Below are 26359 nucleotides of genomic sequence, written 5' to 3' on the forward strand. Positions count from 1 at the left end.
ATTTTTTAAGAAGACCACCTAAAATACATGATATATATAAAAATACTATTTTATCTAAATCATTATTTGATGCTCATTACAGTGGATCATTTAGTTCTAAACAATTTATCAATTTTATGGAAAATGATCCATTTATTAGTTACTATGAAAAAAGAATCGAGCATAAAAATTTTGACTATTCTAAACAACTAGGAATAAAATTAACAGATTTTGGTGTTAAAATAAACACAGTTATAAATGTAGACAAATTGACTTCTGATGAATTGGATATTCTTAGATCTTCTATTGAATGAAATAATATTTGTGATAAATTTTTTTAATATTTTTATGCATGAGGAGTGTAATTCGAATGAGTAAATTAACCGTATATCAATATCCACAATGCAGTACATGCCGTAATGCGATCAAATGGCTACGTGCAGAAGGGCATGAATTGAACTTGATTCATATTGTAGAGTCTCCACCAACAGCAGAACAACTGCGGGAATTGGTTGAACACAGTGAACTGGAACTGAAGAAATTTTTCAATACCAGTGGTGAAGTGTATAAAAGCCAGAATCTCAAAGAAAAATTACCATCCATGGGTGCTCAAGAACAACTACAATTATTATCTGAAAATGGTAAATTGATCAAACGTCCGATTGTGACGGATGGCGATCGAGTGACTGTAGGCTTCAAAGAAGCAACCTACGAAGAAACATGGAAAGCGTAAAATCGGAACTTCTATTTCGTAGTAAACACAATGATCTAGATAATAATAAAACTATCCTTTAAGCAAAAGCCTTTTACTGAGCAGTCATCTGCCGGTTCAAAGGCTTTTTTGTTTTCGATTTTGGTACACATATACAAAATTAAAAAACAATAATATATAATATATTGGAGTCGCTTTAGATCTGAACCTATAGCATAATCAATTAGGTCTAAAGCGATTGTTATACATGTTGATCAATAAAGGATGGCGATTATGAGCAAATTAGAAATCGATTGGAGTCAGGCATTACCGATACATATGGAATCGCTAGCAGAATTGAGAGCGGTTGTTCTTCGTGACGATCTTACCCGTCTGGGTCGGTTTGATGAGTATAAAGTTCGTCAGCGCTTTCGTGATGCTTTTGAACCTAATGATACATGGTTGATCGAAGTAGAAGGAAAGATAGCCGGTTGCGTGGCTTTAAAGCCGGATACGAATGATTATACGTTAGAGCATTTTTATATTGATCCTGTCTATCAAGGTCAAGGGATAGGAAGTCAGACTCTTGAACAATTGCTAGCACAATCGCATCTGCAAAATAAAGTAGTTCATCTTAATGTGTTACAAGGTAGCCCGGCTAGAAGGCTATATGAACGCTTTGGATTTACACTGGATCGTGAAGATGAAGTAGATATATTTATGAGTCGTACGATTTGAAAAAAATAGTATCATAATAAAGAACATCATCCAGAATAGTGGTAAAATTTAAAGGTATGTGAATACTTGTACAGTATCGCAGAAATTCGGTATGATATACTCAGATTGGATTCATCTGTATTGAAGAGAGAAGGTAGAAGTGAAGCTAATGAAAGATCAAAAAATAATGCTAGTCGATGGAATGGCGCTGTTATTCCGAGCTTATTATGCAACAGCACAATCCGGTTATATTCGTCGTACAAAATCGGGTATTCCTACTAATGCTATTTATGGATTTGTGCGCTATCTATGGGACGCTGTGCAACTGTACAATCCTACGCATATTGCTTGTTGTTGGGATGTCAGTAGTAAAACATTCCGTACCGAAGAATTTGCCGCTTATAAAGGCAATCGTTCGGCTGCACCGGATGATCTGATTCCACAGTTTGATTTGATTTTGGAAGTGACTGAAAGTATGGGCATTCCTAATCTGAGTGCACCCGGATATGAAGCCGATGATTGTATCGGTACGATTTCCCGTGAACTGGAAGCAGATATGGAAGTTCTTATTTTGACAGGAGACCATGATCTATTACAGCTAGTGGATGAACGAACTAGCGTCATTATTATGAAAAAAGGCTATGGTAATTACAAAGTCTATACTCCTGAATCGTTAATGGAAGAAAAAGAATTAACACCTTCTCAGATTATTGATATGAAAGCATTGATGGGCGATGCTAGCGACAACTATCCAGGAGTCAAAGGAATCGGTGAAAAAACAGCAACTAAGCTGGTCAAAGAATACGGTACAATCGCAGGTATCTTAGAAAATCTGGATCAATTAACCCCATCGATTCGCAAAAAGATCGAAAATGATCTAGAGATGCTTCATCTATCGCATCGTCTAGCAGCGATTCATCGTGAAGTGCCTGTGGTTTGTTCTTTGGATGCGAGTCTGTTGCTTTTGGAAGATGAGATTATCCTGACTAAATTTGAAGAATTAGAGATCAAAAGTCTTTGTTCGATGTTAGGCGTAGGTGTATTTTAAATGAAAATACAGTCTCGTCTAGGTATTGGTGTTCTCACTCTAATGATGATTCTGTGCTTGCTTCCTACTGCTGGTTCTTCAGCGGTAGCAGCAGGATCTGGAATCAAAGCTTCGGCTCAAAACGTATCTGCTGCTGGACGTACATTTACAGTACAGACGGTGCATATTCCTAAAGGAACTTCAACAGGAGTAGGTCTAGCTGATCGACAAGTCGGGCAAACGTCTTCATTATCTTCTATCGTTAAAAGCTATAACGCTCAAGCGGCGATCAACGGTGCTTTTTTCGAAGCTTATGGTGGCGCACCTGATCCTTATGGAACGTTAATTACAGGCGGACGTATTGCTCATCTAGGCAGATATGGAACCACTATTGGCTTTTTGGCGAATGGTACAGCTCTTATGGATTCGTTACGGCTTTCTATAACAGGAACCGTGCAATCTACCAATGGCAAATCTTCTAGCTGGTATGCCATCTGGGTGAATCGTCTACCGGGAACGTCCAGTACTTCGATTATCTATACACCTGATCGTGGTAAAAACACAGGATTTACAGGAGGCATTGCAGTAACAGTAGCGAATGGCAAAGTGATTCGTAAAGGCAATAATAACAAAGCATCTATTCCAGCTAATGGATATGTGCTGGTGTACACAGGTGATCAGAAATATGCGGCTGATCGATTTACAGTTGGTGCTACAGTGCAACAGAATATTGCTTATCAAGATATCAATGGTAAAGATATTCCATGGCAAAAGGTAGTCACTGCGGTCGGTGCAGGTCCTCGCTTAGTAAAAGATAGTCGAATCGCTTTAAATGCGGCGGCAGAAGGATTTCAAGATCCCAAAATTTTGACAGATTCAGGTGCTCGTAGTGGTATTGCTATTATGGCAGATGGATCAATTATGCTAGTGACAGTTCCCGGAGCAACGATGAAGCAATGGGCAGCTATTATGCAAAAGCTTGGAGCCAGACAAGCGATGAATTTAGATGGAGGCGCTTCATCGGGCATGTATGCCAATGGAAGTATCAAGACTGCACCCGGGCGATTACTAAGTAATACGCTAATTTTTGGTGCTAGCGGTTCATAAGTAACAGCGTCGACATAAGCTCGACTTCAATATCATATATGATCCACATAGAGCATCTCTGTACTAATCTATTTGAATACTAATCTATCCTTATCGGATAACTAAAAGGAGATATGTCATTTATGAAAAAATTAGGGGCTATTGAAGCAGGCGGTACTAAATTTGTATGTGGAATCGGTACAGAAAATGGGGAGATTCTAGAAAGAGTCAGTTTCCCAACCGAGACACCTGAGATTACGATGAAAAATGTAATTTCCTTTTTTGAAGGCAAAGGAGTCGAAGCGATTGGTATCGGTTCTTTTGGACCGATTGATCCGATCAAAGGAAGCCCGACGTATGGATACATAACAACTACACCGAAGCCACACTGGGGACAATACAATATTGTTGGACATATGAAAGAACATTTTGATGTACCAATCGGCTTTGACACCGATGTGAACGGAGCGGCATTAGGAGAACATAAATGGGGTGCAGCGCAAGGGTTAGATAGCTGTATCTATATCACTGTAGGAACAGGCATTGGTGCAGGTGCTGTTGTCGATGGTAAAATGCTACATGGTCTATCACATCCAGAAATGGGACATATTCTAGTTCGTCGTCATCCAGACGATCATTTTGAAGGCTTCTGCCCTTATCATGGCGATTGCTTAGAAGGTGTAGCTGCTGGCCCTGCGATTGAAAGACGTTGGAATGTTAAAGGTTCTGAATTAACAACGGATCATCCTGCATGGGAAATGGAAGCTTACTACCTTGCGCAAGCCTTGATGAACTATGTATTGATCTTATCCCCGCAAAAAATTGTAATGGGTGGCGGCGTGATGAAGCAAGATCAATTATTCCCACTCATTCGTGAAAAATTACAAAAACTATTAGCAGGTTATGTACAACATCCTAGCTTGAATGAACAGATTGATCAGTTTATTGTTCCTCCACAATTGGGAGACAACGCTGGATTGTGTGGAGCTCTTGCGTTGGCTGATCTAGCATTATCAGGAGAAACGGGTGCAACCCATGGCGAATAAGAAAAAAGTAAATCCGGCAATCAAAAGACAGCAACAGCAAGAATACAAACAAAAAGAAGCGTTACGCCAAAAGAAGTTAATGCGTAATCTGATTATTGGAACAGTAGCTGTTATAGCAGTCATTGTGTTATTGATTGTTTTTATACCGAATAACAAAACAGCGGAAGCGACTACTTTTGATTACAGTCAGCTTCCGGTGAAAGGTGAAAAAACAGCTCCTGTCAAAATTGTAGAATTTGGCGATTTCAAATGTCCAATTTGTAAGCAATTTAACGAAATCATTGTTCCTCAAATTCAAAAAGATTTTATCGCTAATGGAACAGCAGCTATGTACTTTATGAACTTCCCATTTTTGGGACCTGATTCAACCACAGCTGCACTAGCTGTAGAGTCTGTTTATCATCAAAATAATGATGCATTCTGGAAATTTTTTGATGCGGTTTATACCAATCAAGGAGATGAAAATACAGAATGGGCAACTACCGATTTCCTTGTAAATTTAGCTAAAAAAGCAGATGCCTCTATTGATACCACTAAGCTTCGTCAAGATATTGAGAACAAAACGTATGCTAAAGAGATACAAGCTCAATATGATAAAGGAAAAGAGTTAAATCTGCCGGGTACACCATCAATCTATATCAACGGAGTAGAATATACAGGTGATTTGGGAGATTATACAGCACTCAAAGCAGCTATCGAGAAAGCCAAAACTGAAGCTGGATCGGAGGGCTAATCCTATGAATACAGAAACGCCTCCATCTTTTTTAGCACGGTACTATTTATTTCTAGCATGGATAGTAGCTATTGTAGCCACTGGTGGAAGTCTGTATTTGAGTGATGTGATGTTACTGGAGCCTTGTAAATTATGCTGGTATCAGCGTATTTTTATGTACCCACAGGTAATTTTACTTGGAATTGCAGCGTATCATAATGATCGTCGTATTGTCAGATATTCAATGCCACTTGTTATTCTGGGTGCTTGTGTAGCGATTTACCATTATGCAGAGCAACATATTCCAGCATTAAGTCGAATTTTACCATGTACAACAGGGGTTCCTTGTAATAAGCCTTATTTTGAGTGGTTTGGTTTTATTACGATTCCTTTTATGGCACTGATCGCTTTTATTTTGATTGCGTTATTGCTGTGGAGAGGTAGTCGTGCAACAGACGCTATCGTTTATGAAGATGAAGAAATCGAATAATCATTACATTTTGAAAGCAGTACAAAGTCTTCTTTTTAGCATCTATTGTTGAAAAGAAGGCTTTTTTTATAAACATGATTTTAATCAATTTTGATGGATTTGATGTAGTCAGTACGTTTAAAGGTTAACTATAGTAAGAGAATACTGTTCAATAACTAGAAAAAAGTGGAGGAATGTCTCATGAGAGAAGGAAATTCAATATATGAAGTTGAGCCGTGGTCGATACGTGAATCTTCTTTTGACCCTGCTCACAACCGTAGAGGAGAAACTATTTTTACAGTCGCTAACGGGTATCTAGGGATGCGTGGCCATTTTGAAGAAGGACTGGAAGGTGCAGGTATTAATGCACTCAATGGTACGTATTTGAATGGATTTTATGATTCAGCAGATATTACGTATGGAGAAGAAGCTTTTGGTTATGCACGCAAACGTCAGACAATGCTCAATGTCACGGATAGCAAAATTATTGAATTATTTATTGATGGGGAACAATTTAATTTATTGAGTGGACGTGTGATTGAATATGAACGCATTTTGGATATGCAAAAAGGAATATTATCCCGTCATGTTGTATGGGAAAGTGGTACAGGGAAGCAAGTAGAAGTGAATACTCAGCGTTTAATTTCTTTTGATAATAAACATGTAGCGATGGTTCGTTATACGGTGAAGCCTGTTAATTTTACAGGTGAAATTAAACTGGTATCTGCATTGAATGGTAAAGTAACCAATGAAATATCAGCAGATGATCCGCGAGCAGGATCGGCTTTTGGAGGGCAAGTATTACATACGGTTCAGTCGTATGAAGAAAATACGTTTATGGCTCTAGAGCAACGTACGACAGAAACTGAGTTTCATTTATTGTGTGGCGCAGAGCATACGTTAGATTACGAATATACGTTATCTACGATCCAAGAAGATGAGCGTATAGCGAAAGCATTTACCATGCAAGTGGACGAAGGACAATCGGTTACACTCGATAAATCGATCGTTTATTATTCGTCTAAAGATTACGAAGTCGATCACTTGCTGATTTTGGCTCAATCTACATTAAAAGAAGTCAAAGCCAAAGGCTGGGACGCTTTAACGATAAAACAAAAAGAATATTTGGATGAATTCTGGGAAATTGCAGATGTGAATGTAGAAGGCGATGAACTGTTACAACAGGGATTACGATACAATGCATATCAATTATTCCAATCTGTAGGTCGGGATGGCAAAACCAATATCAGTGCTAAAGGGATCACAGGAGAAGGGTATGAAGGACATTACTTCTGGGATACGGAAACGTATATGTTACCATTCTTCTTATATACCAAGCCTGAGTTAGCTTTACGCCTGTTAGAATATCGCTATTATACATTGCCCAAAGCAAGAGAACGTGCAGTTGAAATGGCAGCAGAAGGCGCATTGTTCCCGTGGCGTACAATTAATGGAGAAGAAGCTTCGGCTTATTATCCGGGGGGAACAGCTCAATTTCATATCAATGCCGATGTAGCTCATGCGATTATTCAGTATGTTGAAGCGACAGGCGATCAAGACTTTTTGCAGACCAAAGGGTTAGAGATGTTGATCGAGATTTCAAGATTTTTCTTATCTGTTGGGAATTGGATTACAGGCAAAGGATTCTGTATTAATGGAGTGACAGGCCCTGATGAATATACGGCGATTGTGAATAACAACACGTATACCAACATTATGGTCAAAGATGCACTGGAATTCACTGTACATGAACTAAAACAATGGGAAGAATTAACACCAGATTCTTATTTAGCGATGCACAGTCTTATGGGATTAACAGAAGAAGAGTTAGCAGATTGGTCTCGTGCAGCAGATGAAATCTATATCCATCGTCAAAATGGATTGATCGGTCAAGATGATTCTTTCCTTGATAAAGGCGTATGGGACTTTGATAATACACCTGCTGAAAATTATCCGTTGTTGCTACATTATCATCCATTAGTGATCTATCGTCAGCAAGTGATTAAGCAAGCCGATCTTATTCTTGCATTCTATTTGCTTGGCGAGAAATTTACTAAATTGGAAAAAGTAAAAAACTATGCCTATTATGAGCCTTTAACTACACATGATTCTTCATTGTCTGCGGCGATCCATGCGATTATTGCAGCCGAACTTGGTAATATGGATCATGCATATAACTTCTTTATCGAATCAGCACGTATGGATCTGGATGATATTCATGGAAATGTCAAAGACGGTATTCATGCGGCTTCGATGGCAGGTAGCTGGCTGACAATTATCGGCGGATTCGCAGGGATGCGTCAGTATGATGGTCGTTTGCATTTTGAACCGAAATTACCTCCAAGCTGGACAGAATATTCATTCCGTGTTCAATTTCAGGATCGCCTTGTCAATGTAAATGTCGAAGGTAACAAAACAACATATAGTATTGTACGTGGAGAACCATTGACAATAGAACATTACGGTCAAGAATATATTATTGCGATGACCCAACCGCTTGAAGCAAACAATCGTGATCTGTGTGCGATTGTATTCGGATTAGAAGGTGTGGTTACTTCTGTCATTGATGAAGAAGCAGATGCCGAGCAAAAAGCAGAGTTGTTACCGGGAGTCGAAGACTTATTACAACATTTTGCTGATCATAATATCGCTGTTGTGCTTGCATCTGATCGTCATGATGCAGAAGAAGTAGTAGAACAACTAGGAATTCGCCAACACTTTAACAGAATCATTACAGCAAATGATGTAGCTTATGGTAAGCCTGATCCTGAGATTTTTATCAAAGCGGCAAATGCTGTCAATATTCATCCGTACCATACGATGGTGATTGAAGATTCTACTGAATCTATCCAATCTGCTCGCCAAATAGGAATGAAAACTATCGCTGTGAGTTCCCAATCTCGAATCGATAGCGCACACTTTACAGTGCCAGGACTGGACGGACTCAACCTAGAAACAATGATCCGCTGGATGCAACTTCCTTAGCCCAGCGCTTGGTACCATAAGCGCGACCAAGTACAATCAAAAAGTGATTTTTGCGCCAGCAAAATATCTTACAACCCGCGCTTGGCACCATAAGCGCGACCCAGTACAATCAAAAAGTGATTTTTGCGCCAGCAAAATATCTTACGACCAGCGCTTGGCACCATAAGCGCGACCAAGTACAATCAAAAAAAGCTGTCCTTGTTCATCATATGACGATGAATAAGGGCAGCTTTAATCTTTTCAGATCCAATCTTTTTTGCGGAAGGTGAAAAACATCGTTAGACCTAACGTGATCATAATCCCGATAACGAGCGGATAACCGAAGCGCCAATGTAATTCAGGCATATCTTCAAAGTTCATCCCATAAATACCGGTAATCACAGTCAATGGCATAAATATTGTTGTAATAGCTGTAAAGACACGCATAATTTCATTCGCTCGATTCGAAATACTGGACTGATAAGCTTCTCGTAAGTTACCCATCAGATCGCGGAACGTATCGAACATCTCAGAGACTTTGACAGCATTTTCGTATACGTCACTGAAATATTTTTGCAATTGATCGTCAATTAAGCGTAAGTCTTTTTTGTTCAATGTATTGATCACTTCACGCTGTGGTCCCAATACACGCTTGAGCCATAGAATTTCTCCACGTAGACCAATAATTTCATTCAAATGCGACTTTTTGGTATGCATCAATATATTTTCTTCCAACAGTTCGATCTGATCTTCAATCCGATCACCAACAGCGAAGTAATTATCAACCACCAGATCGACTAATAAATACATAAATTTATCGGCGCGACTCACTTCTTCTTCCCATAAAATGGGCTTGAGTACACGTAACTCATTAATTTTCTGCTTGGTGACTGTAATGATATAATGCCGTCCTAGAAAAATATTCAAGGCGCGCAAAAAAATCTCTTCGTTATCAAAACGAATACTGTTCACAACAATAAAGTAATGACTTTCATAAATCTCGATCTTCGGGCGTTGTTCTTCTTCACTTAGACAATCTTCTACAGCCAGATCATGGAGCATAAAGAGCGGTTGTAGTTCAATCAAATCTTCTAAATCTGCATCGATCCAATAAAATCCTTCTTCAGGTGCAATCAGTGTGTCGGTAATATTTTCTACTGGAGTGAATGCTCCAGCATTGACGTGCCGAACTTTCATTGTGTTCTACCCCTTTATTATGAAATGAGCAGGGAAAGAAGCGGCAACCGCACACTTATTTACAAAGCTTCGCTATAATTTATGAAAAACGGAGAAGATTTTTCAATAATGGCGCGTTACTCAAGTGCCCTATGGTTGTCGTTTGTTTCCTGCAATTTGTCCATCCGTCCTGCTGCCAACTGGGCCTCGGGTCGCCTTCCATTTTGAAATTCACCTCTTTGTTATCTATATATTTATGAAAACTATGAAAAAACGTCAAATACTTGTTAAGTATACCGTGGTCATGGAAGCCTTTCAAGCTTAAATAAGAATCCTGCTTGGAAATCAACCAATACAGTTACCAACAACCTATTTATCGGTTCAAAACAAGACATTTTTGACAGCACTTGACGACAGACGGTAGAATAGTATAAATTATGGTATAAGAAAAGTATTGAATTAATGTAATTACAAATTGAATAAGCAAATCTTATCAAGAGCAGGTGGAGGGACTAGCCCGATGAAACCCGGCAACCGGCGGTATGACCGCACGGTGCTAATTCTTGCAGAGATATAAGTTTGAGAGCATTATTTTAGACTTAATATCTGCTGACAGATGAGAGAGGCGTCTATTATATACGCGACGATATCGCAAATGACCTTTCTCAAGTATCAGGAGAAAGGTCATTTTTGTATATACGCATAATGAAGCTTTCTCCTGAATGATAAGAAATACACACATCCAAGGAGTGAATGAAGATGCCAATTAAGATTCCGGATAGCTTACCCGCCAAAGAAGTATTAACAGGTGAAAATATTTTCGTCATGGACGACAGTCAAGCTTTTCAACAGGATATTCGTCCATTACGGATTGCTATTTTAAATCTAATGCCTACGAAAGAAACAACCGAAACCCAATTATTGCGCTTGCTAGGAAATAGTCCGCTTCAAATCGATATTTATTTATTACATGCGCAATCGCATACATCGAAGAATACATCTACTGAATATTTGAACTTATTTTATAAAACGTTTGAAGAAGTCAAACATCTTCGTTTTGATGGTCTGGTCGTGACCGGTGCTCCTGTAGAAACGATGGATTTTGAAGATGTGAATTATTGGGAAGAGATTCAAGATATTTTTGATTGGAGTAAAAAGAACGTCACTTCAACCATGCATATCTGTTGGGCTTCACAAGCAGGTCTTTATCATCATTTCGGCGTACCCAAAGTAGATTTGGAAGAAAAATGTTTTGGTGTATTTCCACATACTTTAAATAAAGAAAATGTAAAATTACTACGAGGATTTGATGAGTTATACTTTGCGCCTCATTCTCGTCATACCGAAGTACGTCATGAAGATATTGCCAAGATTCCTGAATTAGAAATCCTATCAGAATCAGAAGAAGCTGGCGTATATCTAGCGGCAACCAAAGACGGCAGTCAAATTTTTGTAACAGGGCATTCGGAATATGATCCATTGTCACTGAAATGGGAATATGAACGTGATATCGCAAAAGGAATGGATGTCGCACCACCAAAAAATTATTTTCCAAATAATGATCCATCGCGTACACCACCATCCACATGGCGTGCGCATGCGAACTTATTATTTTCCAACTGGCTCAATTATTATGTATACCAAGAAACACCGTATGATTTGGAAAGTGCTAAAGCTGAAGCTGGTAATTACTGTATCTAAATTTGTGATAAACCCAATCGATTGTTATTCCAGAGGAGGAATTATAGTATGACGGATCATCATTCAAGCGAACGAACTCTTAACATTGAAAGCAGATTGGCACAGATCGGTTCTATCAATGAACCGACAACCGGAGCGATTAATTTTCCTATTTATCAATCGACCGCATTCCGTCATCCCGCTCTTGGTAAAAGTACAGGCTTTGATTATATTCGTACAACCAATCCAACTCGTGCTGTACTTGAACAAGCCGCAGCAGCATTAGAATCAGCAGATGCAGGATTTGCCTGTAGTTCCGGTATGGCTGCTTTGCAAACGATCTTTGCGCTGTTCGGTCAGGGAGATCATCTGGTCGTATCGCTTGATCTGTATGGCGGCACATATCGTCTTTTGGAACGTATTTTATCCAAATTTGGAGTAACTGCTTCTTATGTAGATACCAATGATCTAGAAGCATTAGAAAAAATAGTCCAACCCAATACCAAAGCTGTATTTATCGAGACGCCAACCAATCCTTTAATGATGGTAACTGATATTCAAGCCGTTGCTACATGGGCGAAAAGTCATCAATTGCTGACGATCGTTGATAACACGCTGTTGACTCCTTTTTTCCAGCGTCCGATTGAACTGGGAGCAGATATTGTGATTCATAGTGCTACCAAATATCTAGGTGGACATAATGATGTGTTAGCAGGATTGATTATGACCAAAGGGGAAGAGTTATCTGCTGAAATGGCTTTTCTACACAACTCGATCGGAGCTGTGTTGTCCCCAACCGATTCGTATCAATTAATGCGTGGAATGAAAACATTAGCATTGCGGATGGAGCGTCATGAATACAATGCAACAGCCATGGCTAAGCATTTAGTAGATCATCCACAAATTGCCGAAGTGTTTTATCCAGCATTACCTGATCATCCGGGCTATGATGTCCAGAACCGCCAATCTAGCGGAAATACAGGTATCTTTTCGTTTAAAGTGAAAGATGCACGTTATATTGAACCGATTTTGCGTAGTATTCAATTGATTGCTTTTGCTGAAAGTTTAGGCGGAGTTGAATCGTTAATGACATATCCAACAGTACAAACACATGCTGATATTCCAACGGAGATTCGCGAAGCGATAGGTGTTGATGATCGTCTTTTACGCTTTTCTGTAGGGATTGAGCATATTGATGATCTGATCGCCGATCTAGATCAAGCACTGGAAGTTGCGCGTATTGAAGTAGAAGGAGTGTGATCGAGTATGGCATATTCTTCAGATCATTCATCTTCTCGCAAAATCGATACTAAACTAATTCATTTTGGGGCTGCTTTTGATAAAGCAACAGGCGCATCGAGTGTACCGATCTATCAGGCGTCTACTTTCCACCAAGAAGATATCTCTAATCCGCCACTTCATGATTATAGTCGTTCAGGTAACCCAACTCGTCAAGCATTGGAAGATTATATTGCTTTGCTAGAAGGAGGAGCCAAAGGATATGCTTTTGCTTCAGGAATGGCAGCGATCTCGACTGCATTTCTGATTCTATCTGCTGGTGATCATGTGATTGTGACTGAAGATGTATATGGTGGAACGTATCGCTTTTTGACTACAGTATTGAATCGAATGAATATTGAGATTAGCTTTGTAGATATGACCGATCTGGATCAAGTGAAACATGCACTTCGTCCGAATACAAGAGCGGTCTATATGGAGACTCCTTCGAACCCTACATTGAAAATTACAGATATCGGCGCTGTAACGGCTTGGGCGAAAGAACATCATCTGCTGACCATGGTAGACAATACGTTTATGACCCCTTATTATCAGCGTCCGATTGAAATGGGTGTCGATATTGTTCTGCATAGTGCTACCAAGTTCTTGGGTGGACATAGTGATGTGCTTGCAGGACTTGCGGTTGCTCGCACACCTGAGATTGGAGCTCAACTGAAGCATTTACAAAATGGACTAGGAACAGTACTTGGTCCTCAAGATTGTTGGTTATTGATTCGTGGCATGAAGACACTTGCCGCAAGAATGAATCATTCTGAAAAAAGTACAGCCAAGCTAGCACAATGGTTGAATGAACGTGATGATATTGAAGCTGTCTATTATCCGGGATTAGAAAGTCATCCAGGAGCAACTATTCATGCTTCTCAATCTTCAGGAGCAGGTTCTGTGCTTTCTTTTGATGTAGGTTCAGGCGAGCGTGCCAAAAAAGTACTTGATAACGTTCAGATCCCTTTAGTCGCTGTGAGTTTAGGAGCTGTTGAAAGTATTTTATCTTATCCAGCAACAATGTCTCATGCTGCTATGGGTGAAGGAGTACGCAAAGAACGTGGAATAACGGATGGGCTACTGCGCTTCTCTGTAGGCTTGGAAGATATTGACGATCTGATTGCTGATCTGGAGCAAGCTTTGCAAGAGTAACAAATACAAACCAAAAAGAAATAGACCGCCTGTAACAAGGAACCGGTCTATTTCAACAAATTAGATCTACCTGAACTGCCGACTGCTCTTAAAGCAGACTGTTACCAAGCAGGAAAGATGTTAGCGCATCTTTTCTGCTTTTTTTATAGCCTACATTTTAGAATCAACAAAGATCTGATGTATAATATCATGTTGTATATAGTCATTCTATATCATACTCTAAAATGAAAATAAATTATTTTCAAACTCTAAAATCGCTAAATCCCTTTATTTAATCAGCATTTATTGTATATCATATGTATAATTATTCTTAAAAAATATCACCTTCCTGTCACACGACACGACTATTTTTCATTTGTGAAATATGGTACGATAAATGTGTTGTCATTATTTCAATTTTTAGATATGCATTTTGTGCCTAAATGGGTTATATATAGGACAATGCTCAAATTCACCTTCAGACACCAGTAAGATGTCTGAATAGGATAAGGGAGGCTGCAATATGAGCGCGGTAAACCGTATCTTGGAAAAAGCCGAACGGGGCGAACGCTTAGATTTAGAAGAAACTATTATGCTATATGAGTCCGATGAGATCGAGAAAATGGGGCATGTAGCCAATCAATTAATGTTACGCAAAAATCCAGATCCGATTACAACTTTTGTAATTGGGCGTAATGTTAACTATACGAATGTCTGCGACGTTTTTTGTCGTTTCTGTGCTTTCTATCGTAGCCCGAATTCGAAAGAGGGTTATGTATTATCGGATGAAGTGATTTTGCAGAAAATTCAGGAAACCGAAGATGTGAACGGAACTGAAATTTTGATGCAAGGTGGAGTGAATCCAAATCTTCCTTTCGAATACTATATCGATCTATTGAAAAAGATTAAAAAGAACTTCCCTAACATTACGATGCACTCTTTCTCACCTGCTGAGATTATGAAAATGAAAGAAATCTCAGGCATGTCGCTCGAAGAGACTGTACGTGCAATTCATGAAGCTGGACTTGATTCATTGCCAGGTGGCGGTGGAGAAATTCTGGATGATCGTACTCGTCGTAAAATCAGCCGTTTGAAAGGTTCATGGCGTGATTGGATGGACGTTATGCAGACAGCTCACAAAATTGGGATGAACACAACAGCTACGATGGTTATTGGATTCGGAGAATCGATGGAAGAACGTGCACTTCATTTATTACGTGTACGTGAAGCACAAGATGAATGTATCCGTAATAGTTATGATTCTGAAGGCTTCCTTGCTTTTATTTCGTGGACATTCCAACCGGATAACACCAATATGAAAGCTGAAAAGCAAACTCCAGAACAATATCTTAAAAATGTAGCGATTAGTCGTATTGTGCTCGATAATATCAAGCATTTCCAATCTTCATGGGTAACGATGGGACCTGAAGTGGGTAAAATGTCACTTCATTATGGATGTGACGACTTCGGTAGTACGATGATGGAAGAAAATGTAGTTTCTGCGGCGGGTACCACGCATAAAGTGAATATTGAGCAAACATTGCAGATTATTCGTGAAGCTGGCAAAATTCCGGCTCAACGTGATACGAAGTACAATATCCTTAAAGTGTTTAATGATGAAAGTCAAAAAGTCGCTCATGACTTTATTATGCAGAACTAATCAACAGATATAAATAAAAAAGCTCAACGATCCTTTTAAAGGGACCGTTGAGCTTTTTTTGTAGTTCATTTAACTATACAAAAGATATTGTTGTAATACTGAAGTTATATTATTGTGGAATACCTACTGCTAATTCATCAACCACTTCTTGTACCGTTTGGATTTGCTTGATTGGTGTAATCCCAGTCCCTAAGGTAATAATACCACCTTCACCAATACCATCAAGCATCCCTATACGTATAGCACTCGAACCACCAGAAGCACTAGCAATTTCTTCACGAGAGGCGCCTTGCTTGTCCATTTCGACTAATTTCTCAACAAGTGGGGTAGATAATGAACGATAATATGCTGGCAAAGTACGGTAAAGTAATAAATCAGATGCAGATGAATCGACGATCTTTTGCTTTACAGATTGTGCTGCCGGATTTTCAATCGTAGGAATAAAGCGACTTCCCAAAAAGACACCTTCCGCACCTAAAGCAAAAGCACTGGCTACGCCACGAGCATCACCAATTCCACCCGCAGATACTACAGGAATATCCAGCACATCGACAATCATAGGAGTCATAGCAAATGTACCAATAACACTGGTTGGTAAAGTTCCACCTTCATCAAATCCTGTCACTACATAGACATCTACACCCATAGCTTGAGCAGATTTGGCATCTTCAAAAGTTGGGTTTAAAGGGCGGTAAACAATTTTAATATTGGCTTCTTTTAATGGATTTAGAATCTTTTCAGATAATGTTCCTTCAACACCATTGAGAAGAACGACTTTTACATCTTCTTCAATAATAATTTCCAAAATAGGCCAGGTGTACTTCAAATCTCCATCTACAATAATTGTGGAACCAAATGGCTTATCGGTTAGTTCTTTGGTTTTACGAATCTCACGGCGCATCCGTTCTGCTGTTTCTTTTGAAGAAGTGGTTATCGTTGTCTGACCTGCATTAGGACCCAGAATCCCCAACCCGCCTGCATTACTTACAGCAGCTACAAATTCAGCATTTGTAATCCAGCTCATCGGTCCTTGTATAATAGGTTTCTCAATTCCAAGAATATGGGCTACACGATTGCTCATTGTATTCATCCTTCCACTCAAGTGATTCACTATAATAGTTAGCCTATTAATGATTTAGTCGTATGTAGACTAATAAGAAGCTGTAAAATCATCATATATTTGAATGTTTTGTTTGAGAAGAAGGCAATTTTAATGAACATAGTACATATTTTTGTACTTTTAGATCGTTAGCGAGATGTTTTGAGAAAAATAGAAATACAGGATGTTTAGAGAACTTTCATATATTAAAAAGAAACAACGATGTATGGTAGATAGACTTTAAAATCTACTCTATATCTTCATGTTCAAAATCATATGCACGTTCTACTTTACATACTTTGACCGAGTACGATTGATACCATTTTGCTTTTCCTCGATCTTGAGCGATTTGATGAACAGGGTTACTTTTCCACTGACGAATATCTTCTAGCGTTTTCCAATAAGAAATAGTCACACCTGCACCTGAAGATTTACGATAGCTTTCAATTCCTAAGAATCCAGTTTGGTCTTGACCTAGTGACTCCATTTGATCAGCCATTTGCCCATATCCTTGATCTCCTATAGTACGTTGACTGGTAAAAATCACAGCATAATAAGGTAACTCCACATTGCTTAATGATGCACTCATATCCAAATCTCCTTCGCTCATGATCTTGTATTGATTATACATAGCGTATTAACATAAATATAATGAATGTTTATAATAATAAGTATGAAAAAAATTCAAGTATAAGGTGATTAAATCATGAATCTTCATAAATATCAGATTTTTAATACTGTTGTAGCATTGGGTAGTTTAACGAAAACAGCGCTGACGCTTAATCTTACTCAGTCTGCGGTAAGTCATGCCATCTCAAGCTTAGAAAGTGAACTGGGATTAACGTTGTTGATCCGTAATCGGTCAGGAATTCGTTTGACGGATAGTGGAGAACGGATATTAAAAAAGATCAAAGAACTTTTGCAAGTTAATGATCAGTTATTAGTAGAAGTCGATGCGATCAAAGGATTAGAGACAGGCACAGTGACCCTTGGTACCTTTTCAAGTGTATCTATTCAATGGTTGCCTCAGATCATGCAACAGTTTCAAGAACAATATCCTGCTATTGATATTCAATTATTGGATGGTAATTATGATGAGATCGAGAATTGGATTATAGATGGACAGGCTGATTTGGGATTTGTCCATTTGCCTGTTGCTTCAACGCTTCAATCGATAACATTGTATCAAGATCAGATGTTATGCGTGTTATCTGCTCATCATCCTTTAGAAGCTTATGATCATATTGAACTTGAGCAACTTGTACAAGAGCCTTTTATTATGCCGATTGCAGGATGCGATACAGATGTGCAGGCGATTTGGAAACAAGCCCATTTACAACCTTCTATCAAATACCGTCTAGAAGATGATCATGCTATTATGGCGATGGTCAAGCATGGTCTGGGTGTTAGCATTTTACCGAAAATGATGTTGGATTCGATGTATACGCATGACTTATGTCTAAGACCACTAGCAGGAGAGCATTATCGAACAATCGGTATGGCGGCAACTTCTTTTACCAATTTGTCTCCGGCGGCTCAGAAGTTTAGCGAATGTATTCAATCAGCGCTCCAGATCAAAGCTATTAGGTAGATAATAGGGTTGGCATGCAATTAGTGTTATAATATATAAGCACGTTTTGAAGTAGCTATATAATAGAACATCAGTGAAGGAGCTCTTAAAGTTATGAAATTAATGTTTATTTCTGATATACATGGATCGTTACACTGGTTAAGACGCGTACTCGAAAAAGCTGAGGTTGAACAACCGGATCAGTTGATTTTTTTAGGTGATTATATGTATCACGGCCCTCGTAATCCATTGCCAGAAGAGTATAATCCATCTGAAGTTGCCAATACATTGAATTTATATAAAAATAAAATTATCGGTGTCAGAGGGAATTGTGATTCTGAAGTGGATCAGATGTTGCTTGAATTTCCGATGATGGCAGACTATATTATGTTGTATCATGAAGGAATGCGGATCTATGTGACCCATGGTCATGGATACAGTATTGATAATCTACCTTTGTTACAACCAGGGGATGTATTTATTCAAGGGCATACTCATGTGCCTGTAGCAGATCTGCAAAATCATATTTATGTGCTCAATCCAGGTTCGGTTGCTTTGCCCAAAGAAGACTACCCTAATTCATATGCTATTCTTGAGCATGGTACATTTACAGTCAAAGACTTTGAGGACAATATGATCAAATCAATCTCATTCTCTTGACGCTTGACCGATACACTTTTATAATGATGAAGCAATGTATGATCTAAATTCAAAAAGCATCGATAAAGATATGAGTTATAGTGATCGTCCTGTACAGAGAGAAGGAAAGTAGTATGCTGTAATTCCTTCCTGTGACAGCTATAATCTTACCCCTTTAGAGCTATAAAGTTGAATCCGAATCTATGATTCAGTTCGGTATTATATTTTATCGGATCATCTCCGTTATCAGATGTCGAATGAAGGGTCTGTATCAAGAAAATTATTCTGATAGCAGATCGAATCAGGGTGGAACCACGGGTACATATACACAGCACTCGTCCCTTGCGGGATGGGTGCTTTTTGCTGTTTTTAATTGTAAATATTACGAATAAAGACAGTTAATACATGTGCATTCAGATTGATCAATAGATCTATACTTTCAAGGAGGAAATAACATGGCGATTCAAATTAGCTTACCGGACGGTTCTGTTCGTGAGTATGAGGCAGGTAGTACTATTGGCGATGTAGCCAATTCCATCAGTAAAAGTTTATTCAAAAGTGCAGTGGCAGGTAAATTGGACGGTATCGTTGTTGACTTAAATACACCGTTACATGACAAAGCATTAGTAGAGATCGTGACTCCAGATAGCGCAGAAGGCGTAGAAGTGATTCGTCACAGTACAGCGCATTTATTGGCACAAGCGGTGAAGCGTTTATTTGGGCAAAATGAAGTGAAATTAGGCATTGGTCCTGTGATTGAAGATGGGTTCTATTATGATATGGACTTAGAACATCCTTTGAATCCAGAAGATCTACAAAAAATTGAAAAAGAAATGGAACGTATCGTTTCTGAAAATCTTCCAATTACACGTCGTGAAGTCAGTCGTGAAGAAGCACTTAACATTTTCCGTGAACTTGAAGATCCGTACAAAATTGAGTTGATCGAAGCATTGCCAGAAGACAGTGTAATTACGATTTATGATCAAGGTGAATTCTTCGATCTATGTCGTGGACCACACGTACCATCGACTTCTAAATTAAAAGTATTTAAATTGCTAAGTGTAGCAGGTGCTTACTGGCGTGGAGATAGCAAAAACAAAATGTTACAACGTATCTACGGAACAGCATTTAACAAAAAGCCAGAACTAGAACAACATCTTCATTTCTTAGAAGAAGCCAAAAAACGGGATCACCGCAAATTGGGTAAAGAACTGCAAGTATTTACATTTTCTCCGCTTGTAGGTCAAGGTCTACCGATCTGGTTGCCTAATGGAGCGAAATTGCGTCGTACACTGGAGCGTTATATCGTTGATTTGGAAGAAAAATTGGGTTACAGCCATGTGTACACACCAGTACTGGGTAATGTAGATTTGTACAAAACTTCCGGTCACTGGGAGCATTATCAAGAAGATATGTTCCCGAAAATGGTATTGGATAATGAAGAATTGGTTCTTCGTCCGATGAACTGTCCGCATCATATGATGGTGTATAAGAGTGATCTACGTAGTTACCGTGATCTACCGATTCGTATTGCTGAATTGGGTATGCAACATCGCTATGAAATGTCAGGCGCATTAACAGGTCTACATCGTGTACGTGCGATGACACTAAATGATGCTCACTTATTTGTTCGTCCTGATCAGATCAAGCAAGAATTTGCGCGTGTGATTGAATTGATTATGGAAGTATACAAAGACTTTGGCATTACTGATTACCGTTTCCGTCTATCTTATCGTGATCCTGCGGATACAGAGAAATATTTCCCTAACGATGAAATGTGGGAAAATTCGCAACGTATGCTACGTGAAGTTGTAGAAGGTCTAGATATGCCTTTCTATGAAGCAGAAGGCGAAGCTGCATTTTATGGTCCCAAATTAGATGTACAGATTCGTACAGCATTGGGTAAAGAAGAAACATTGTCGACTGTACAATTAGACTTCTTGTTGCCAGAGCGTTTTGAACTTGAATATATCGGAGAAGATGGATTGAAACATCGTCCGGTTGTTATTCACCGTGGTATTTTGGGTACAATGGAACGTTTCACAGCTTTCTTGTTAGAAAACTTTGTCGGTGCATTGCCATTATGGTTGGCTCCTGTACAAGCTAAAGTGATCCCAGTATCCGGTGCATTTGAAGAATATGCACGCAAAGTGGAAGAGAATCTTCGTCGTAGTGGCGTAACTGTAGAATCCGATCTACGTAACGAGAAATTAGGTTACAAGATTCGTGAAGCACAGCTTGAAAAAATTCCGTACATGTTCGTGGTCGGCGAGAACGAAATGAATGCAGATTCTGTCTCTGTTCGTAAACGTGGCGAAGGCGATATCGGTATGATGTCCGTAGAAGAAACAATCAAGATGTTACGTGATCAAATCGCAGATCGTACTATTTTTTAAATAAATTATCAATTGCTATTCTGTTATCATTCATAACCTGTTACACTAGCCCTAATTCAGTGATTATTCACTGGTTAGGGTTTTTCTCCGCCTATAGACGGAGATGAAGTTCATTCTGATGCCACTATTGTTCTATTCCAATTATGAGTACACTACATATATAGAAGTAGAGAAAGCGAGGAATGATAATGAATAGACATTTATTCCGCAAAACATTCTGGGGTATAGGCTTAATCGGAATTGGCGTCGTATTTATGTTAAATCGAATGAATTTGATCGATTGGGGCATCGGCGATGTGATTTCATTACTATGGCCGTTGATCTTATTAGAAATAGGATTAAACGAATTATTATTCAAATGTAAACGTGATATCGGCGGCTGGATTATGACCGTCTTAGGTATTTACTTTTTGAGCAGAAATATCGGTTGGATTGATTACTCGTTAATAGATGCGGTCAAAATGATGATGCCTATGATTCTGGTATTGGGCGGATTGTATTTGATCTTTAATCGACATCAACCGAAGAAGAAATCGTCTAAACAGCCATCACCTGATGAGCTATATGATGTGCCACCGCCACCACCACCTGCGTCTCCTTTAGATGACTGGTTTGAACAAGAAATGGAACGTAAAGGCAAAAAAGTTCCTACAACAGATCATAAAGAATTTGTAGAACATGTCCCTTTTCAATCTCCATCACAGCGTTCTTCTTATGAGATGCCACAACAACCTTTTCAGACAAAAGTAAATTTAAATAAAGAAGATATACGTTCTTGTCGAAAAAATAAAGATGCACACCGTGAACAATGGAAACAGCATCGTCATGAATGGAAAAAACATCATCGTAGAAAATGTGGTTATGATTACGATCATGGCTCTGATCCTTCGGTAGAGAACAAGTCAGGATTTATCGGTGATGTGCATATTGGTAAAGATTATTTTGAACTTAAACCGATGAATATTTCTCATTTTATTGGTGATACCATGTTAGACTTAACCAAAGCACAAATAGCTTATGGCGTGACTCGTATCGAAATTTCTGCTTTTATCGGTGATGTTAAAGTCTACATTCCAAGTGGAATCGAAGTAGGCATCAAAGCACAAGGCAATTCGTTTATTGGCGATATGAATATTCTTGGACGTGAGCGTGAAGGTATGATGAGTCATATGGATGGTGCAACGATAGAATATGAAGAAGCAGGCAAACAAATAGAACTTGTCGTTAATGCTTTTATCGGTGATATTCAGATTAGTCGGGTGGGTTAATGGATGAGGACAAAGTGGTTTAAAAATATCAAATGGGAATTAATCGGCTTTTTTACAACAGGTGGATTGCTGACCGTTATTATTATTTTTCTAGCCATCAGACAAGGGTACATTGTACTTAGTGTGCCCTACGTCTGGTATTATTATATTGCAGGGATTATTTTGATTTGTATGGCAGCAGGTTATGTAGCCGGGCAACGTGTTCAGCGTCGAATCGATTATGTACATTTGAAAATGGCTCAAGTCGGCAAAGGAAATTTCAGTGTACGGATGGACCCTACAGAAGATGAATCCTTTAATCGAGTGCATGAACAATTCAATACAATGATGAGTACGGTAGAACGGAAAATGCGTATTTTGCAACAACTAGGTGAAAAAGAAGTGATGGAACGGGCGATCGAAACCGAGCGAGCCGTATTGGAAGAAAGACGACGCATGGCTCGTGATCTACATGATTCGGTGAGTCAGCAATTATTTGCGATTCATATGTCGGCTTCATCTTTACCTAAGATGTTAGAAAAGAATGAACAACAAGCCAAGCTTGTAATGGATCAGGTGATTCAAATGTCACAGCTTGCTCAGAAGCAGATGAGAGCACTGATTACACAGCTTCGACCGCTAGAACTTGAAGGGCGCTCATTAGCAGAAGCCTTAGAATTCTGGTTTCCCGATTATTGTCGCCATAATGGGCTTAAAGGAATACAAGATATTGAATTAACAGGGCAACTGACGGAAGCAAAAGAACGTCAGCTTTTTCTTATTGTACAGGAAGCGCTTGCTAATATTATCAAACATGCAGATGCTACGATTGTAAGTCTATCGTTACAAGAAGATCGTCATCATGTTGCTCTACATATTAGTGATGATGGCAAAGGGTTCAACAGCTCTATGCATAAGCAAGGTTCTTATGGATTAACGATTATGTCAGAACGGGCTGAGAAATTAGGTGGACAAGCTGAAGTGATCAGTCGACCAGGGGCAGGTACGACAATACGTATCCATATTCCCAAATTTGATATCCATGAAGAAGAGGAGAATCATAATGGAGAAAATAAAAATTCTATTAGCGGATGATCATGATATGGTACGGATGGGTCTCAAAACATATCTGATGTTAGAAGATCAATTTCATATTATTGCAGAGGCGGCTAATGGTAGAGAGGTACTTGATCTGCTGGAAAAAAGTACAGTTAGCGAGATGCCTGATCTGATTTTGATGGATATGATGATGCCTGTTATGAATGGAGTAGAAGCCACCAGATTGGTATTACAGAATTATCCACAGATGAAGATTGTGATCTTAACTAGCTTTTTAGAAGATGAGTTAGTTGTAGAAGCGATTGAAGCAGGTGCAGTTAGTTATATTTTGAAAACTGTATCGGCAGAAGAGTTGATCTATGCGCTACAAGGAGCAAGCCGTGGTATGCCTGTGATGACCGGTGATATTTCTCAAGCCCTCACTAGAGGAATCCGTCAACGCAGCACTGTACAAAATGAAGCTTCTCAATTGACTGTTCGTGAACGTGAAGTGTTAATGTTGATTGCTGAAGGAATGAGTAATAAAGAAATCGCTGAAGAATTACATATAAGTATCAAAACCGTCAAAACGCATGTCAGTAATCTATTGATGAAATGCGAATTAGACGATCGTACACAACTGGCTATCTATGCTCATCGTAAAGGTTGGGTTAGTCAGCATTAACTTCACACACATGCAATATGAAGCCAATTCCCTATGATCATGATATATTAACTTACTCATCTAGGATTTATTTTCTTTTTAATTGTTTTTAAGGTGAGATTAAGGTTAATAAGCGAATATAAGGATGTAGCAAATAACACATCCGGTTATTTTAATATCATGGGAACCTTGGGAGGTTGACTTCAATGGACGAAAAGAACAAAAATGATTTGAATAATGGCTTCAATCCTGATGGCCAAAACAACGATACAGCAAACGGCAACACCAATGACTCAAATGAAACAAATAATGCTTCATCTGAACAATCATCACATTATTATTCGTATGGTCCTTTTCAATCGTTGAATAAAGATAAGGACGCTGAAGATGTTCGTCAAGAACCTGTACAGGAAGCACGCAAAGTGGAAATGACTCCACCGCAACCTGTTCGTCCAGTTTATCCACCGAACTCGGCTCAACCACCACGTACAGACCATATTGATTATTTGAATGGCAATCATTCAGATGATAATAATGGCAATCGCAAGCCTAATCAATTTCAATATAACAAACCTAAGACTTCTGCCAAAACAGTAGTTGCTTCTATATTAGCAGGTATGTTGATTATGACAGCAGGTATGTTTGGAGCAGATCGTGCTAATTTGTTCACTCCAGAATCGGAATCAACAACGACAACTAATGTTGCTCCTGCTTCAGCAGTGACAACCGATAATTCGGTGACTCAAGCAGCATTGCCTGCGGGATCAGCAGATGTAGCTGAAGTAGCGAAAAGCGCAAGTCCAGCTGTTGTCAAAATCGAGACTTTATCCAAAGCAGGCTCCAATAGCGGCGGAACCAATCCTTATAATGATCCAGCCTATCGTTTCTTCTTCGGTGATCAAGGCGGAGGAGGAAGTGAAGGCGGTAGCAACGGTGGAGAAGGTAGTGGTGGATCTGGCGGTTCATCAGGTTCTCTAACTCCACTAGGTATTGGATCTGGTTTTATTTTCGATAAGTCTGGATACATCCTAACTAATGCTCATGTGGTTGGAGAAGCTGACGTGATTCAAGTTACGCTTGAAAACAACAAAACACCATATGAAGCTAAATTGATGGGTAAAAGTACAGATCTTGACCTTGCTGTACTCAAAATCGAACCAAAATCTGGAGAAACATTCCCTTCTGTAACGCTAGGTAACTCTGACAACGTATCTGTCGGAAGCTGGTTAGTTGCGATTGGTAACCCTCAAGGATTTGACCATACTGTAACAGCAGGTGTACTGAGTGCGAAAGAACGTACAATTACAGCATCTGATGCTTCGAATGGACAATCTACAGATTATACTCATTTGTTACAAACCGATGCTTCGATCAACCCTGGTAACTCGGGTGGTCCGCTTCTGAATATGAATGGACAAGTAATTGGTATGAATACAGCAGTAAGTGAAGATGCTCAAGGTATTGGATTTGCTATCCCTTCCAATGTGATCTTAAATGTAGTGGATCAATTGAAAAAAGGTGAAAAAATCCCTACCACTCCAGTTCCATTTATCGGTGCTTCTCTGATGTCATTAACATCTGAAGTATCCAAACAGTTGGGTATTGATACGACTGAAGGTTCTGTAGTAACTGAAGTATTGTACAGATCTCCTGCTTATCAAGCGGATCTTCGTTCATATGATGTGATTACAGGAATCAATGGAACTAAATATACGAATAGTCAGGACTTAGTAGCAGCTATCCAAAAACTAAAAGTGGGCGATTCTGCAACCCTAAACGTTATTCGTAATGGTAAAACGATGGATCTTAAAGTAACGATCGGTAATCGTAATGACTTTGATACGACTTCTCCTGGTGCAGGTGGCGGCGGTACAGGTCAATAATCAGGTATGACTTTGTAAATAGGTATTAACTTCATCTTGCACTATGATGGATTTCAAAAGATCATATTTAATACAGAAAGGCGGAAAGGGCATACCTTTCCGCCTTTCTTATGACTGTATCGACAAATAAGTATTCATTGTTACAATAGAAGAAATAACGATAATTATGTTAGATCAAAAAGACATAGTAAAGGGGTAAGACCG

Annotated in this window: 22 protein-coding genes, 1 pseudogene and 1 riboswitch; of the genes and pseudogenes, 20 read left to right on the forward strand and 3 right to left on the reverse strand. The window is 39.0% G+C overall.

The window, feature by feature from the left end:
* The 9 genes and pseudogenes from PTI45_RS24095 to PTI45_RS07215 all read left to right on the forward strand — a co-directional run.
* Window positions 1-293: pseudogene (locus PTI45_RS24095) on the forward strand (hypothetical protein); the annotation flags it as partial.
* 56 nt (window positions 294-349) lie between these two features.
* Entirely contained in the window at window positions 350-712 is a 363-nt protein-coding gene (locus PTI45_RS07180; protein ID WP_069326883.1) for an arsenate reductase family protein, read from the forward strand.
* 252 nt (window positions 713-964) lie between these two features.
* Complete coding sequence (locus PTI45_RS07185) at window positions 965-1408, forward strand: GNAT family N-acetyltransferase (protein ID WP_069326884.1); 444 nt, start codon at window positions 965-967, stop codon at window positions 1406-1408.
* Between the two features lie 148 nt (window positions 1409-1556).
* Window positions 1557-2435, forward strand: coding sequence for a 5'-3' exonuclease (locus PTI45_RS07190; RefSeq protein WP_069326885.1), 879 nt, complete (start codon window positions 1557-1559; stop codon window positions 2433-2435).
* Window positions 2436-3521, forward strand: a complete 1086-nt coding sequence (locus PTI45_RS07195; RefSeq protein ID WP_069326886.1) for a phosphodiester glycosidase family protein — start codon at window positions 2436-2438, stop codon at window positions 3519-3521. It begins immediately after the preceding gene.
* Between the two features lie 122 nt (window positions 3522-3643).
* Window positions 3644-4546: an ROK family protein gene (locus PTI45_RS07200; RefSeq protein ID WP_069326887.1), complete on the forward strand. Its 903-nt coding sequence runs from the start codon at window positions 3644-3646 to the stop codon at window positions 4544-4546.
* Window positions 4536-5279 (forward strand): DsbA family protein, encoded by a 744-nt coding sequence (locus PTI45_RS07205; RefSeq protein ID WP_069326888.1) that lies wholly within the window; start codon window positions 4536-4538, stop codon window positions 5277-5279. Before PTI45_RS07200 ends, PTI45_RS07205 begins: the two co-directional genes overlap by 11 nt.
* Before the next feature lie 4 nt (window positions 5280-5283).
* A complete protein-coding gene (locus PTI45_RS07210) occupies window positions 5284-5748 on the forward strand; it encodes a disulfide oxidoreductase (RefSeq protein WP_069326889.1) in 465 nt (154 codons plus the stop codon).
* A 180-nt stretch (window positions 5749-5928) separates the two neighbouring features.
* A complete protein-coding gene (locus tag PTI45_RS07215; protein ID WP_069326890.1) occupies window positions 5929-8712 on the forward strand; it encodes an HAD-IA family hydrolase in 2784 nt (927 codons plus the stop codon).
* 240 nt (window positions 8713-8952) lie between these two features.
* On the opposite strand, the gene corA is transcribed toward PTI45_RS07215, so the two are convergent.
* Window positions 8953-9888 (reverse strand): magnesium/cobalt transporter CorA, encoded by a 936-nt coding sequence (gene corA, locus PTI45_RS07220; RefSeq protein WP_069326891.1) that lies wholly within the window; start codon window positions 9886-9888, stop codon window positions 8953-8955.
* 466 nt (window positions 9889-10354) lie between these two features.
* A riboswitch (SAM riboswitch) is annotated at window positions 10355-10490 on the forward strand.
* 136 nt (window positions 10491-10626) lie between these two features.
* On the opposite strand from corA, the gene metA reads away from it, so the two are divergent.
* The 4 genes from metA (at window position 10627) to mqnC (ending at window position 15619) form a co-directional block, all read left to right on the forward strand.
* The gene (gene metA / locus PTI45_RS07225) at window positions 10627-11568 is read left to right on the forward strand and encodes a homoserine O-acetyltransferase MetA (protein WP_069326892.1); all 942 of its coding nucleotides are present in this window, start codon (window positions 10627-10629) and stop codon (window positions 11566-11568) included.
* Window positions 11569-11616: 48 nt separating this feature from the next.
* Window positions 11617-12807, forward strand: coding sequence for an aminotransferase class I/II-fold pyridoxal phosphate-dependent enzyme (locus tag PTI45_RS07230; RefSeq protein WP_069326893.1), 1191 nt, complete (start codon window positions 11617-11619; stop codon window positions 12805-12807).
* A 6-nt stretch (window positions 12808-12813) separates the two neighbouring features.
* Window positions 12814-13980 (forward strand): trans-sulfuration enzyme family protein, encoded by a 1167-nt coding sequence (locus PTI45_RS07235; protein ID WP_069326894.1) that lies wholly within the window; start codon window positions 12814-12816, stop codon window positions 13978-13980.
* A gap of 502 nt (window positions 13981-14482) precedes the next feature.
* Window positions 14483-15619, forward strand: coding sequence for a cyclic dehypoxanthinyl futalosine synthase (gene mqnC / locus PTI45_RS07240; RefSeq protein WP_069326895.1), 1137 nt, complete (start codon window positions 14483-14485; stop codon window positions 15617-15619).
* A gap of 109 nt (window positions 15620-15728) precedes the next feature.
* On the opposite strand, the gene PTI45_RS07245 is transcribed toward mqnC, so the two are convergent.
* The gene (locus PTI45_RS07245; RefSeq protein ID WP_069326896.1) at window positions 15729-16700 is read right to left on the reverse strand and encodes an NAD(P)H-dependent flavin oxidoreductase; all 972 of its coding nucleotides are present in this window, start codon (window positions 16698-16700) and stop codon (window positions 15729-15731) included.
* A 265-nt stretch (window positions 16701-16965) separates the two neighbouring features.
* Window positions 16966-17307 carry an antibiotic biosynthesis monooxygenase family protein gene (locus PTI45_RS07250; RefSeq protein ID WP_069326897.1) on the reverse strand — a complete coding sequence of 114 codons (342 nt, stop codon included), beginning with the start codon at window positions 17305-17307 and terminating at the stop codon, window positions 16966-16968.
* Between the two features lie 117 nt (window positions 17308-17424).
* Here PTI45_RS07250 and PTI45_RS07255 point away from each other — a divergent pair, with 117 nt between their 5' ends.
* From PTI45_RS07255 to PTI45_RS07285, 7 genes are all read left to right on the forward strand, one after another.
* Window positions 17425-18309, forward strand: coding sequence for a LysR family transcriptional regulator (locus PTI45_RS07255; RefSeq protein WP_069326898.1), 885 nt, complete (start codon window positions 17425-17427; stop codon window positions 18307-18309).
* Window positions 18310-18402: 93 nt separating this feature from the next.
* The gene (gene yfcE / locus PTI45_RS07260) at window positions 18403-18948 is read left to right on the forward strand and encodes a phosphodiesterase (RefSeq protein ID WP_069326899.1); all 546 of its coding nucleotides are present in this window, start codon (window positions 18403-18405) and stop codon (window positions 18946-18948) included.
* Window positions 18949-19382: 434 nt separating this feature from the next.
* Entirely contained in the window at window positions 19383-21323 is a 1941-nt protein-coding gene (gene thrS / locus PTI45_RS07265) for a threonine--tRNA ligase (RefSeq protein WP_069326900.1), read from the forward strand.
* Between the two features lie 188 nt (window positions 21324-21511).
* A complete protein-coding gene (gene liaF / locus PTI45_RS07270) occupies window positions 21512-22591 on the forward strand; it encodes a cell wall-active antibiotics response protein LiaF (protein WP_175425142.1) in 1080 nt (359 codons plus the stop codon).
* Between the two features lie 3 nt (window positions 22592-22594).
* Entirely contained in the window at window positions 22595-23665 is a 1071-nt protein-coding gene (locus PTI45_RS07275) for a sensor histidine kinase (RefSeq protein ID WP_069326902.1), read from the forward strand.
* Complete coding sequence (locus PTI45_RS07280) at window positions 23634-24293, forward strand: response regulator (protein ID WP_069326903.1); 660 nt, start codon at window positions 23634-23636, stop codon at window positions 24291-24293. Before PTI45_RS07275 ends, PTI45_RS07280 begins: the two co-directional genes overlap by 32 nt.
* 185 nt (window positions 24294-24478) lie before the next feature.
* Window positions 24479-26155, forward strand: a complete 1677-nt coding sequence (locus tag PTI45_RS07285; RefSeq protein ID WP_069326904.1) for a S1C family serine protease — start codon at window positions 24479-24481, stop codon at window positions 26153-26155.
* Window positions 26156-26359 lie beyond the last annotated feature (204 nt).

Source organism: Paenibacillus nuruki, from assembly GCF_001721045.1.
Lineage (GTDB): Bacteria > Bacillota > Bacilli > Paenibacillales > Paenibacillaceae > Saccharibacillus > Saccharibacillus nuruki.